The organism is Pseudomonas sp. EL_65y_Pfl2_R95 (assembly GCF_963971045.1).
In the GTDB taxonomy this organism is placed as follows: Bacteria; Pseudomonadota; Gammaproteobacteria; order Pseudomonadales; family Pseudomonadaceae; genus Aquipseudomonas.
In genome coordinates this window covers 276,856-289,646 of record NZ_CAXAOV010000003.1, presented here as the reverse complement: position 1 = coordinate 289,646, position 12,791 = coordinate 276,856, and the positions used below count along the sequence as shown (strand labels likewise).

The following is a 12,791-nucleotide window of genomic DNA, read 5'->3' as shown; positions in this document are numbered from 1 at the left end:
GTTTCTTACGACGGGTTAAAGCTCAGATCAAACTGGAGCTTTAGCGCGCGATTTGTATTCGCCAGTACGGGTGTCGATTTCGATCCAATCGTCGATCTCGCAGAAGTCAGCAACTTTGACTTCAGTGCCGTTGCTCAGCTTGGCTGGCTTCATCACTTTGCCAGACGTGTCGCCGCGGGCGGAGCCTTCGGTGTAGGTGATTTGACGAACGATAGTGGTCGGCAGATCAACCGATACAACTTTGCCTTCGAAGAATACAGCTTCACACACGTCGGTCATGCCGTCGACGATATAAGGCAGAACGCTTTCCAGGTCTTCTTTGTTCAGTTCGTACTGATTGAACTCTTCGTCCATGAACACGTAGTTAGGCTCGCTGTAATACGAGTAAGTTACGTCAACACGGTCAAGGATAACTGGCTCAAGCTTATCGTCTGCCTTGTAAACGGTTTCGGTCGACGAACCGGTCAGCAGGTTGCGCAATTTCATTTTAACGATGGCGCTGTTACGACCGGATTTGGTGAACTCGGCTTTCTGGATGAGCCAAGGCTGGCCGTCGATCAGAGCCACACTGTTGGGCTTCATTTCTTGTGCGGTTTTCATACTAATATCCGGATATGAATGGAGTTACAGAATTCTAGGTGGCGTATCATAGCCAATTTTGCTGAAACTGCACCAGCGCAGTAGCAAGATCTGTACGAGAAGCCTGTTCTAGACACCACTTTTCTGCATGAACGGTCAGCTCTTCGGCGTTTTCCTGCCATAAAGACCAACTTTTGCTGGTCGATTGCCCACCATTCCAGTCTCGCCACAGAGCCACCAGCGCGTCTCGAGCGGGTGCAGATAAACCTTGGGTATAGCCTTCCAGAAAGGCATTGAGCTTATCCCAGTGTGCGCCCTCCTCTTGCGGGTAAATATGCCAAAGCATGGGGCGCCCGGCCCACTGCGCGCGCAAGAATGAATCCTCCCCACGCACCGCATTGAAATCACAACTCCAGAGCAGGCGGTCATATTGGCTTTGCTCAACGAAGGGCAGCACATTGATCTGCAGTTGACCGCGCACTTGGCAATCACCAACCTTAAGTGCGTCGCTGCCGAGCCAGGCTTGAACATCCGCCAGGATTCTCCCCTCAGGCACCAGCAGTTGGGTGGCATGCTGCATGACTGACAAGGCATCCAGCCAACTGGGCAAAGCGGCATTCTCGTACGCAAATAAAGAGATCAGGCGCGAGCCTGCCACGGGTTCAACCCCAAGCCCGCGTAAAAAACCTGAGCCTGCGTCTCGGTCGGCTTGAAACCCTTGGCGCTCGGCAATCAGGTTTGACTCTCGCAACAGGCCGCCAGTGTCTGGGCTAAACCCTGGAAAGAAGAAATATTTCTGCAAACCATTGGACTGCATTGACGGCAAACCGTGACAGCCAGCCACCCAGTCTTCAGCACTCAAGTATTCCAGATTCAACCACAGTGGTTTGCGTTCGCGTGCGGCCATTGCCGCGACGTAGGCCTGCGGAAGATGGCAGGCAAATGCCTCGACCACCACATCGCCCGGCTCAGTGGCCGGCCACTGAGCGTGCCAGGCACAAACAGCAACGCCCTGCTGCACTTGGCAGTCAGCATAAGGATCTGCTGCCGGACAAATTCGCGCAAAGGCGCCGACATCATCCACCCATAAACGAACAGCCACATCCTGCTCAGCGACGAGCTGCTTGGCCAAACGCCAAGTCACCCCTATATCACCGAAATTATCCACCACACTACAGAAAATATCCCACTTCACCGCATATACCGCCAACAGTTGATGCCCAAGTTTACCGCGGCTCATCGGCGGCTACACCTTTGACAAGCACCCACGCGGAAAATAAATGGCGACGATTCGCGGACAAAGAAAACCCGCCACGAAGGCGGGTAAAGGGAGGAGCAACACAAAGGAGAAACGCTTCCCTGCCAAGCCTATGGCAGGGTTAAAACATCAGGCAGCAAATGACTGGAGGCCCTTATGACGCATGATCTGCTCAATTTCCCACACCGACTGGTTGGCAATGGCAGCATCAAGGGATGTGAAAGGTCCTGACTTTTGCACGCCATCAACCACTACATACCAACAGGCTAGCGATCCTGCAGCCCGTAACGCTGCCGGTACTGCACTGCCTACAACTGACATGATGTTGATGTGTGACATGTTCACCTCCAGAACTTTGCTTGAGACAAACGATATGCCTCCAGCCCCGCCAGGTGAAATCAGTCGAATTGATAGTCGTTATCTATAGAAAGCATGTCGCATGCTGTAACGAGTAAATGATCAGCCTTTCCTGTACAGGCACGTCCTCACAGGCATGTCCTATACAGGCATGTCCTATACAAGCATCTCACCTACTAGCGCTTCTCTGGTCCGAACAACGCTGAACGCCCCGCACCGATAGCTTCAACCGTTGATTGTTTGTCTTCAAGCTCGAATTTCAGGACAAAAACGGTCACTTCAGGTGTTTGTGGCCGATAACCGAACAGTTTAAAACTAAATATCCACCTCGAATTACTCCCAATTTTCTTTATAAACTCCAATTAAAACAATCGCTTATATTTTGTCGGTGGATTGTTCTTATTTGTCATTCGCAGGCTATTAGCCAATTAGCCAGTTGACCAAACTAACCAGTTGGTACATTTTCTCATCAAGCGCTCTGAGCTACGCACTCAGCAGCACAAAAATAAGAGCGGAGTACCTTTACATGCCTCGTACCATTTTGGTTCTGAATGGGCCTAACCTGAACATGCTTGGCACTCGCGAGCCTGCAACCTACGGCGTCGAGACTTTGGCCGATGTTGCCGATCTTTGCCGCCACAGCGCAGAGCAGCATGGCTTCAGCAGCGAATTTCTGCAGACCAACAGCGAAGGCGAGTTGGTCACCTGGATACATCAGGCCCGTGGCCGGTGCGCCGGGATTGTGATCAACCCTGCTGCCTGGACCCATACTTCAGTGGCCATTCGCGACGCACTTGTGGCGAGCGAAGTCCCGGTTATCGAAGTGCATCTATCCAACGTGCACAAACGCGAAGAATTTCGCCATCACTCCTTTGTTTCAGCCATTGCCGTCGGCGTGATTTGCGGCTTTGGCAGCAATGGCTACCGCCTCGCGATCGAACACTTCGCTCATCTTCTGCAGGACTAAATGCTATGCCGCCACTCAAAACCCCAGGCATTCTTGCCGGCCTCATTGGCGCCGGCATTCAGGCATCGCGCACCCCCGCGCTGCATGAGCACGAAGCTGATGCGCAAGGTGTACGTTGCCTGTACCGGCTAATTGATCTCGATGCGCTCAAGCTGGATATTAAGGCCCTGCCCGAGCTTATCAGTGCAGCCCACAAAACAGGCTTCACCGGACTCAACATTACCTTTCCCTGCAAACAAGCCGTCATCCCATTGCTTGATGAGCTTTCAGCCGAGGCGCGGGGTATTGGTGCGGTCAATACTGTGGTCTTTACCAATGGTAAACGTGTCGGCCACAACACTGATTGCCTGGGGTTTGCTGAAGGTTTTCGCCGCGGCCTGGGTGATGTTGCCCGTGCGCAAGTGGTGCAGATGGGCGCTGGCGGTGCAGGAGCCGCAGTCGCCCATGCATTGCTCAGCGAGGGCGTTGAGCAGTTGAGCATCTTTGATGTTGATAGCTGCCGCGCGCAGAGCCTGGCTGACAACCTGAATCAGAATTTTCCCGGCAACCGAGCGCAAGCCGGCGTCGATTTACCCCGCGCGATGCAGACGGCCAATGGACTGGTCAATACCACGCCCATGGGCATGCTCAAGCTGCCGGGCATGCCTGTGCCCAAAGCCTTGTTGCGTGCCGATTTGTGGGTGGCTGAGATCGTCTACTTCCCCCTTGAAACCGAACTGCTGCGCGAAGCCCGTGCACTGGGTTGTCGCACGCTCGACGGCAGCACAATGGCCGTGTTTCAGGCAGTCAAAGCCTTCGAGCTGTTCAGTGGTCAAGCAGCAGACGCACACCGAATGCAGGAGCATTTCAACACCATGAGCTGAGCGATCAGTGCCAGCGCTCAACAAGAACAATGGCCCGGTTGCACTGCACACTGGCCAACCTTGCGAGGTCAAAATGACAAGAATCGTCAACCTGTACTTTAGCCTGCTAAAGCTGATCATTGTCCTGTGCATGCTGAGCATGGTGGTGATGGTCTTCGGCAACGTAGTTATGCGCTACGCATTCAACTCAGGCATCACGGTGTCCGAAGAGTTATCGCGCTGGTTATTCGTACTGATGGTCTTCCTCGGCGCTCTGGTTGCCCTACACGAACGCAGCCACCTCGGCCTTGATTTGATCATCAAGAAAATGCCGCCAGCAGGACGCAACATGTGCCTGGCCCTTGGTCACCTGATGATGCTGTTCATCGCCTGGCTGGTACTCAGCGGTAGCTGGCAGCAAGCACAGATCAATTGGGATGTCGCAGCACCCGCCTCCGGGCTGTCGATGGCCTGGTTCTATGGCATTGGCGTGCTGTTTGGCGTCACTGCGATCCCGATCATCGCCTGGGATTTCGTACTGGCTTTGCGTGGCCAGTTGCCCCAAGGCAAACCTGAAATCGAATCAATCCACTTGCCAACCAGCGAGAAGGCTCTCCCATGACGCTTGCTCTGTTTTTAGGCACCCTTCTCGGCACTATGGCGCTGGGTATCCCGATCGCCTTTGCCCTGCTTATGGTTGCCGTCGCACTGATGTGGCAATTGGACTTGTTCGATGCGCAAATCATTGCGCAGAACCTGCTCAATGGCGCCGACAGCTTTCCACTGCTGGCGGTACCTTTTTTCATGCTGGCTGGCGAGATCATGAACGCTGGCGGCCTGTCCAAACGTATCGTCAACATCGCCATGGCCCTGGTGGGGCACAAGCGCGGCGGGCTCGGCTATGTAGCGATTATCGCATCTTGCTTGCTGGCGTCGTTGTCGGGCTCTGCAGTAGCCGACGCCGCTGCATTGGCGGCTCTGCTTGTGCCGATGATGGTACAAGCAGGACACAACCGTGAGCGTGCAGCGGGATTGATTGCATCAGGCGGTATCATTGCGCCGATCATACCGCCGAGCATCGGCTTTATCGTGTTCGGGGTTGCTTCAGGGGTATCAATCTCGAAGCTGTTTCTGGCGGGCATCGTGCCGGGCATTATGCTCGGCGGGGCCTTGGCTATCGCTTGGTGGTTTGTCTCACGCAGTGAAAATGTCGAAATGCCGCCCAAGCGCAGCCGCAGCGAGATCATCAAAACCTTGCTCGATGGCAGCTGGGCCATGGGATTGCCGATTATCATCATTGTCGGCCTCAAGTTCGGCATTTTCACGCCAACAGAAGCGGCCGTGGTTGCGGCGGTCTACGCCCTTTTCGTGTCGCTGGTGATCTACCGTGAACTGAAAATCAGCCAGTTGTATGAAGTGGTGCTTTCGGCCGCGAAGACCACTTCTGTGGTGATGCTGCTGGTGGCCGCCGCCATGGTTTCGTCCTGGCTGGTGACGATCGCAGATCTGCCCGGGCAACTGACTGATCTGCTCGAGCCATTCCATGATTCGCCAACCTTGCTGCTATTGATGGTCATGCTCCTGATTATTCTGGTCGGCATGGTCATGGACATGACGCCGTCGATCCTGATTTTGACCCCGGTGCTGATGCCGGTGATGAAACAAGCCGGTATCGACCCTGTGTATTTCGGCGTGTTGTTCTTGGTCAACACCTCGATTGGCCTTATCACCCCGCCGGTGGGCACTGTGCTCAATGTTGTCTGCGGGGTATCCAAGCTGCGCATCGATGAAATCACCCGAGGTGTTTGGCCGTTCCTGCTGGCACAGGTGATCGTCCTGATTCTTCTTGTGTTGTTCCCCCAACTGGTTCTGGGACCGTTGAAGTTCTTCTCCGGATGAACCCTTGATTCACCGCAAGCCCCGTAACTCAAACAATAACGATGGAGTGCCCTGACAATGAACAACTGGTTTAAACCTCTGCTGACATCTGCCTGCCTGGCAGGCCTGCTGCTCAATAGTTTGTCTGCACATGCAGAGATTGGTGAGCACACCCTGCGCTTTGCCTTCCAAAACGTGAAGGAACACCCCCAGGGTCAAGGTGCACAGAAGTTCGCTGACCTGGTTAAAGAGAAAAGTGGCGGCAAGATGAAAGTTCGCCTGTTTGCTGGTGGCGTGCTGGGTGGCGACCTGCAAACTGTTTCCGCGCTACAGGGTGCCACGCTCGATATGACCGTTCTCAACTCGGGCATTCTCGCGGCTCAAGTGCCGGAATATGCCCTGCTCGACTTCCCGTTTCTGTTTAACAGCACCGCCGAAGCTCAAGCCGTGATCGACGGTCCTGTTGGCCAGGAGTTGTCCAAGCGCTTGGAAGGCAAAGGCCTGAAAACCCTCGGCTACTGGGACCTGGGTTTCCGCAACCTGACCAACAGCAAGCACCCGGTGACTAAATGGGAAGACATGGCCGGCCTGAAGGTCCGCGTAATCCAGTCACCGATTTACCTTGAGACCTTCAAAGCCTTGGGCGCAAACCCGGTGCCAATGCCATTTCCTGAGGTCTACACCGGCCTTGAGCAACGCACGGTTGACGGCCAGGAAAATCCGTTTACCGTGATCAAGGGCAACAAGTTCAACGAAGTGCAGAAGTACCTGTCGGTCACTCAGCATATCTACAACCCACAGTCTTTCATTATCGGTGAGAAAAGCTGGGGCAAGCTCAATGCCGAGGAACAAGCGGTGATCACCGATGCAGCCAAAGAAGCCACGGCTTACCAGCGCCAGATCACAGCAGCCGCTCAGGATGCTGCCTTTGCTGAACTGTCGAAGGACATGGAAGCCAACACCGTGACCCCAGCAGAGATGGAGCGCTTTCGTGACAAGGTCAAGCCTGTCATTGAGCAGTTTTCCAAAGACATGGACCCAGCCTTAGTCAAAGCGATGTACGACTCAGTCGAGAAGGCACGTGCCGCTAACTAGGGGCAGACGTCGGTGTTGTAAACAGTAAAAAAGCGGCCAATGGGCCGCTTTTTTTAAGCCAAAATTACGCTTTCAGCGTTGTAGAAAACCCAGCACCGACTCGCAAATCATGCGCTTTTGGCGCTGCATCACTTCCTCGCTCTGCAGGTCGATCTGGAAAATCGAGCTGAAGGTGTGACGGTTGGACACCCGATAGAAACTGAATGAGCTGATCAACATGTGTACATCCACAGGATCGAGGCCTTGGCGGAACAAACCCGCATCGGCGCCGCGATCAAGAATTTCGCCGAGTGACTTGAGCACATGGCTACTCAGTGTGCGGATGGTCTCGGACTGACCAACGTACTGGCCGAAATTAATGTTCTCAATGCTGACGATACGCACGAAATCAACATTGCGAGCATGGTGATCGAAGGTGAACTCGACCAATCGGCGGATGGCCTCTACGGGGCCAAGCTCACCTAAATGCAGACTCTGCTCAGTCGTGCGGATATCCCCATAAAGCTTCTCCAGAACAGCTTGATAGAGTTGCTCTTTACTGCCGAAGTAGTAATAGATCATGCGTTTTGAGGTATGGGTGCGTTCGGCGATGGCGTCGACTCGCGCGCCAGAAAGGCCAAACTGAACAAACTCGGTGACCGCCGCTTGCAGAATATTCTCGCGGGTTTTCTCCGGGTTGTTCTTACGGCTTTTACGTGGCGCAGTTGCTGGCTCTTCGGCAAACTCTGTTGTTGTCGTCATGGTTACCGATCATTTGGATGCGTTGATCATGATTATGGTCGCGTCTGCGAAGCGAAGAAAGCCCGGCGCCTATGTGACCGGGCTTTCTGCATAGCGATGCGCTACAGGCGTCTGTTCGCGACTACACCACTGCGCGCCTTAGCCATAGCAGCTAGCCGAACAGCAACGTTCGCCGCACCGTAACCGATATAACCGTTTTTGCGCTGCAACAACTCGAAGAAAAACCGCCCCTCGAAGGGTTCCGTATACACATGGAACAGCTCGCCGCCCTGGGCATCGCGGTCATAAAGTACGTTGTAGTATGCCAACTCACTGAGAAACTCATCATCGAAATCAAAGCGGGCGGCCAAATCGTCATAGTAATTCAGGGGAATATCAAGCAGCGGTACCCCGGCATCCTTGGCGCGGTTGATCTCGGTGAAGAGATCCTCGCAAGAAAAAGCAATGTGGTGCACGCCTGAACCGCGATAGCTGGATAGCGCGTGAGAGATCGCCGTATTGCGGTTCTCCGAGATGTTCAACGGCAAACGCACGGTACCGTCACGACTGCGCAAGGCGCGGCTTTTGACCAACCCATAGGGATCGGGCAGCACGACTTCATCATCCGCTTCGAAATCGAACAGGCTCTTGTAAAACAGTACCCAACTGTCGAGGTTGTCTGCCGGCAGAGCCAACGCCATATGGTCGATGCGCTGCAGATGGCCGGTCGGCTCAGCTTGGGGATCAAGGATAAAATCGCTGTCGTAGATGGTCGCACCTGCAGGTGATTTATCGAGTAGATAGATCAGGCTGCCATCTGGCGCGCGTACCGAAGGAATTTCACGCTCGTTGGGGCCTACCAGGCCACGGTATGGCTGGCCTTTGAACTGGCGCGCACGTTCCAGCGCATCGGTTGCGTTACGCACCCGCAACGCTGTCGCACACAGCGATGGGCCGTGGGCTTCAAAAAAGCCATGGGCGAATGAGTAGGGTTCGGCATTCAAGACGATATTAATATCGCCCTGACGCAGAAGGCTGACATCTTTTGAACGGTGTTTGCCAGCGCGGGCAAAGCCCAGGCGTTCGAGCCAATTGCCCAGCTTACTGCCCTGATCGCTATCAACGGCAAACTCAAGAAACTCCACGCCGTCATATTGGCTTGCAGTCGGTGGATCAAACAGCAAATCAAGGCTTGGCTGAGGGGTGCCTACCTGCTCACGGGCCTGCTTTTCGAGCAGATCACGGGTTTTCTCTTCCAAGTACAGCAGTGAGCGCAGCCCATCAGCAGCATTGGTCCGTGGCGGTGCAGCACGGAAGCCATCATTGAATATTTCAAGGGACAACGGCCCGTTATAGCCCGTACGTAGAATAGGTGCGAGGAAGCCCGCCAGGTCGAACTCGCCCTGCCCTGGGAAGCAACGGAAATGGCGGCTCCATTCCAGCACATCCATGGCCAGAATCGGTGCGTCAGCCATTTGCACGAAAAAAATCTTGTCGCCGGGAATCTCGGCAATCGCGGCAGGGTCGCCTTTCAATGACAGGGTATGGAAACTGTCGAGCAGCACCCCAAGCGCTGGATGATCAGCTTGGCGCACGATATTCCAGACTTGCTGATAGGTACTGACGTGACGCCCCCATGCCAGTGCTTCATAGCCGATACGCAACTCGCGCGCACCCGCACGCTCGGCCAGCTGGCTCAGGTCATCAATCAGAATCTGTTCATCACCCACGGCGTCTGCGGCAACATTGCTGCACACCAACACCAAGTCGGTGCCCAACTCTTGCATCAGGTCGAACTTACGTTCTGCGCGGTCGAGATTGCGCTGTAAGCGTTCACGGCGGCAGCCTTCAAAGTCGCGAAACGGCTGAAACAAGGTAATGGCGATGCCTAAGTCAGCGCACATTTGGCGCACATCACGCGGGCTTCCGGCGTAGTAAAGCAGGTCGTTCTCGAAGATCTCAACGCCGTCAAATCCAGCAGCGGCAACCGCTTCAAGCTTCTCGGACAGAGTACCGCTCAAAGACACCGTGGCAATTGAACGCTGCATACTCAAACTCCTGTTTTTATTGGCGCCGCCGGACCGTCGCGACATGGTTTGAACGCTCTACACAACGCTCAGGCAAGTAGCACGATCGAGGGGGTAGGGATCAGACTAGATGAAGTATTCGAGCTTGAACGCGATAGCGCAAACACTTTGTACTGAATAGTTACCTTTATGTTCGATTATCGAACACTGACGATTATCGAATCCTATCTGAAGATCATACGCAATCAGAAGAGCCTTAAATTTATTTAAAAATGCCTTACAAAGCTGACTCTATGGCTTATTTGAAGCATAACAATGTACCAAATAGTTAATTAGCCGTTCGATTAACGAACAGAACAGGTGTAAACGAATTGCGTTGCGGGTACTTAACTTCCACTATCGAGGCTCAATGAAGTGCGCTGCGATTGAGACAAACGCCTTCACCGATGTGCCAATAAATACAAATAAAGGTTCATTGCCATGTTTATTTTGCTTAGCGGCCTTAACGGCCAAGGTGTTCTCGCGAGACTTGCTGCTACAGACACCCCTGCCCCCTCCGATGTCCAGCTCAAGCCGGCCTATGCCACGCATAGCGATTTGCCGTGCCCCTGATCTGCGCCCCGCTCCGCGAACGCCCTTGAGCTGCTCGCGCAGATAAAACAGGTTGTAAAACGGCACCCCTTGCTCTGTCCTCGCAATCAAGTGGATGGACCGCGCTCGTCTTTCAAATGCATTAAAAACAATAAACAAAGGAAATAAACATGACTGCTCATCGCCTTCGTATGCCTGCCGCTTTGGCAATTGCCGTTTCCAGCGCAAGCATGCCCCTGCTAACCCATGCCGCTGGCTTCGTCGAAGACGCCAAGGTTTCCACCAACCTGCGTAACTTCTACATAAACCGCAACTTCGTCGACTCCAACGCCCCGCAAAACTATGCTGAAGAGTGGACTCAGGCCTTTATCCTCAATGCGCAGTCTGGGTTCACGGAAGGCACCGTTGGTTTCGGCCTAGACACCCTGGGCATGCTTGCCATCAAGCTTGATAGCGGCGGTGGTACCGCAGGCACAGCCCTGCTCCCGGTTCACTCAGACGGTCCATCTGATGACTTCGGCCGCTTGGCAGTCGCGGCCAAAGCCCGAATTTCCCAGACCGAATTGAAAGTCGGGGAATGGATGCCGGTGCTACCGATTCTGCGCTCCGACGATGGTCGTTCGCTGCCGCAAACCTTTGAAGGTGCGCAGTTGACATCCAAGGAGATTGATGGCTTGAACCTGTACGGCGGCCAGTTCCGGCAAAACAGCCCGCGTGACAGCGCGAGCATGGATGACATGAGTTATGCCGGTGCATTTTCCGACCGCTTCAACTTTGCGGGCGGCGAATATGCCTTCAACGACAAGCGTACCCAAGTGGGCGTGTGGTACGCCGAGCTGGAGGATGTTTACCAACAACAGTATTACAACCTGCAACATACCCAGCCCGTAGGCGATTGGGTGCTGGGCGCCAACCTCGGCTTCTTTATCGGCAAAGAAGACGGCAGCGCATTGGCCGGCGACCTGGAAAACAAAACCATGTCTGGGCTGTTCTCCGCCAAGTACGCCAGCAACACCTTTATTGTCGGCCTGCAAAAACTCACAGGTGACAACAATTGGATGCGCGTCAATGGCACCAGCGGCGGTACCCTGGCTAACGATAGCTTCAACAACAGCTACGACAATGCTCAGGAACGCTCTTGGCAAGTACGTCACGACTTCAATTTTGCCGGGCTCGGCATTCCCGGCCTAACCCTTATGAACCGTTACATCAGCGGCGACAATGTACATACCGCGACCACCAATGACGGTAAGGAGTGGGGCCGCGAAACCGAACTGGCGTACACCATTCAGAGCGGCACACTCAAGGCGCTGAACATGAAATGGCGTAACTCGACCCTGCGCCAGGATTTTGCCCTGCGCGATATGGATGAGAACCGCATCATCATCAACTATCCACTGGATATTCTTTAAATATTCCAACGCTTAACCCGTCAGCTCCAGTAACGTTCAGCCCATCCCTGCGATGGGCTTTTTTTCACCGGCGCAACGTGTTCGCTTATCGACCGCTGTTTGCCCTGCAAAGCCCGCCATGTGCACAAACACCGCGCTAACACTTGTAACATCAAGCAGGCAGCCGAGACGTCACTGCGCGTCAGTCACTCGCCACGGAGAAGTTCTATGCACACCATCACTACCCGCCAACAGTTGCGCTTGCCTAAGCTCGGTTTAGGTACGTGGCCGATGCTCGATGAAGAATGCAGCCGCGCCGTTCAACAAGCGCTGGAGCTTGGCTATCGACACATCGACACCGCCACCGGCTACAACAACGAAGCCGCTGTAGGTAACGCCCTGACTCAATCCAGCACCCCACGCGAACAGGTGCATGTCACCACCAAGGTTTGGTGGGACAAACTGCAACCCGAGGCCATGCGCCAATCACTCGACTGCAGCCTCAAAGCCCTGCAAAGCGATTATGTGGATTTGTTTTTGATTCACTGGCCGGGCAATGCCGGTAAAGACTGGAGCCTGGAGCGCAGCATCGAAACCTTGGTGGAGCTGCAACAAAGCGGCAAAGCCAAACATATCGGTGTAGCCAATTTCACCCTGCCCATGCTCAAGCGTGCTGTAGAAGAATTAGGTGCGCCATTGGCTGCGCTTCAGGTTGAATACCACTTGATGCTTGACCAACAGCCGCTGCTCGATTTCGTCCGCCAACACGGGATGGCGCTCACCGCCTATACCCCTTTGGCACGCGGCAAGGCGGCTGAAACGGCGGCAGTACAACAGGTAGCAGAGAAGCATGGCGTATTGCCCAGTCAGGTCGCGTTGCAATGGCTGCTGGCCCAAGACAGCGTCGCGGCAATACCCAAGGCCAGCGGTAAAGCCAACCAGCAGAGCAACCTTGCGGCGCTTGATATTCGTCTCGACAACGACGACCTGGCCCTGCTTGCCCAATTGCCGAAGAACCTGCGCGTGGTAAACCCAGACTTCGCCCCACAGTGGGATCGCTGAAACTGCGCTGAATGGTGGATGGAT

General features: G+C 54.4%; 12 protein-coding genes. 7 read left to right on the top strand and 5 right to left on the bottom strand.

Annotation, left to right across the window (positions count from 1 at the left end; all coding sequences use genetic code 11):
* Window positions 1-27: 27 nt before the first annotated feature.
* The 3 genes from efp to AACY09_RS12090 form a co-directional block, all read right to left on the bottom strand.
* Window positions 28-600 carry an elongation factor P gene (efp, locus tag AACY09_RS12100; RefSeq protein ID WP_339488265.1) on the bottom strand — a complete coding sequence of 191 codons (573 nt, stop codon included), beginning with the start codon at window positions 598-600 and terminating at the stop codon, window positions 28-30.
* Window positions 601-646: 46 nt separating this feature from the next.
* Entirely contained in the window at window positions 647-1,819 is a 1,173-nt protein-coding gene (gene earP, locus AACY09_RS12095) for an elongation factor P maturation arginine rhamnosyltransferase EarP (protein ID WP_339488264.1), read from the bottom strand.
* A gap of 147 nt (window positions 1,820-1,966) precedes the next feature.
* Window positions 1,967-2,176 (bottom strand): hypothetical protein, encoded by a 210-nt coding sequence (locus AACY09_RS12090; protein ID WP_339488263.1) that lies wholly within the window; start codon window positions 2,174-2,176, stop codon window positions 1,967-1,969.
* A 544-nt stretch (window positions 2,177-2,720) separates the two neighbouring features.
* On the opposite strand from AACY09_RS12090, the gene aroQ reads away from it, so the two are divergent.
* From aroQ to AACY09_RS12065, 5 genes are all read left to right on the top strand, one after another.
* Window positions 2,721-3,161, top strand: a complete 441-nt coding sequence (gene aroQ, locus AACY09_RS12085; protein WP_339488262.1) for a type II 3-dehydroquinate dehydratase — start codon at window positions 2,721-2,723, stop codon at window positions 3,159-3,161.
* Between the two features lie 5 nt (window positions 3,162-3,166).
* Window positions 3,167-4,024, top strand: a complete 858-nt coding sequence (locus tag AACY09_RS12080) for a shikimate dehydrogenase (RefSeq protein ID WP_339488261.1) — start codon at window positions 3,167-3,169, stop codon at window positions 4,022-4,024.
* 73 nt (window positions 4,025-4,097) lie between these two features.
* The gene (locus AACY09_RS12075; RefSeq protein WP_339488260.1) at window positions 4,098-4,625 is read left to right on the top strand and encodes a TRAP transporter small permease; all 528 of its coding nucleotides are present in this window, start codon (window positions 4,098-4,100) and stop codon (window positions 4,623-4,625) included.
* The gene (locus AACY09_RS12070) at window positions 4,622-5,902 is read left to right on the top strand and encodes a TRAP transporter large permease subunit (RefSeq protein ID WP_339488259.1); all 1,281 of its coding nucleotides are present in this window, start codon (window positions 4,622-4,624) and stop codon (window positions 5,900-5,902) included. Before AACY09_RS12075 ends, AACY09_RS12070 begins: the two co-directional genes overlap by 4 nt.
* 57 nt (window positions 5,903-5,959) lie before the next feature.
* A complete protein-coding gene (locus AACY09_RS12065; protein WP_339488258.1) occupies window positions 5,960-6,976 on the top strand; it encodes a TRAP transporter substrate-binding protein in 1,017 nt (338 codons plus the stop codon).
* A 72-nt stretch (window positions 6,977-7,048) separates the two neighbouring features.
* Here AACY09_RS12065 and AACY09_RS12060 read toward each other — a convergent pair whose 3' ends face one another.
* Both AACY09_RS12060 and quiC read right to left on the bottom strand, forming a co-directional pair.
* Window positions 7,049-7,717, bottom strand: a complete 669-nt coding sequence (locus tag AACY09_RS12060) for a TetR family transcriptional regulator (RefSeq protein ID WP_339488257.1) — start codon at window positions 7,715-7,717, stop codon at window positions 7,049-7,051.
* 101 nt (window positions 7,718-7,818) lie between these two features.
* Window positions 7,819-9,744 (bottom strand): 3-dehydroshikimate dehydratase QuiC, encoded by a 1,926-nt coding sequence (gene quiC / locus AACY09_RS12055; protein ID WP_339488256.1) that lies wholly within the window; start codon window positions 9,742-9,744, stop codon window positions 7,819-7,821.
* Window positions 9,745-10,544: 800 nt separating this feature from the next.
* Here quiC and AACY09_RS12050 point away from each other — a divergent pair.
* Window positions 10,545-11,726: an OprD family porin gene (locus AACY09_RS12050; protein ID WP_445323845.1), complete on the top strand. Its 1,182-nt coding sequence runs from the start codon at window positions 10,545-10,547 to the stop codon at window positions 11,724-11,726.
* Window positions 11,727-11,933: 207 nt separating this feature from the next.
* On the top strand, window positions 11,934-12,767 hold the full coding sequence (locus tag AACY09_RS12045) for an aldo/keto reductase (protein WP_339488254.1): 834 nt from the start codon (window positions 11,934-11,936) through the stop codon (window positions 12,765-12,767).
* Window positions 12,768-12,791: the final 24 nt, after the last annotated feature.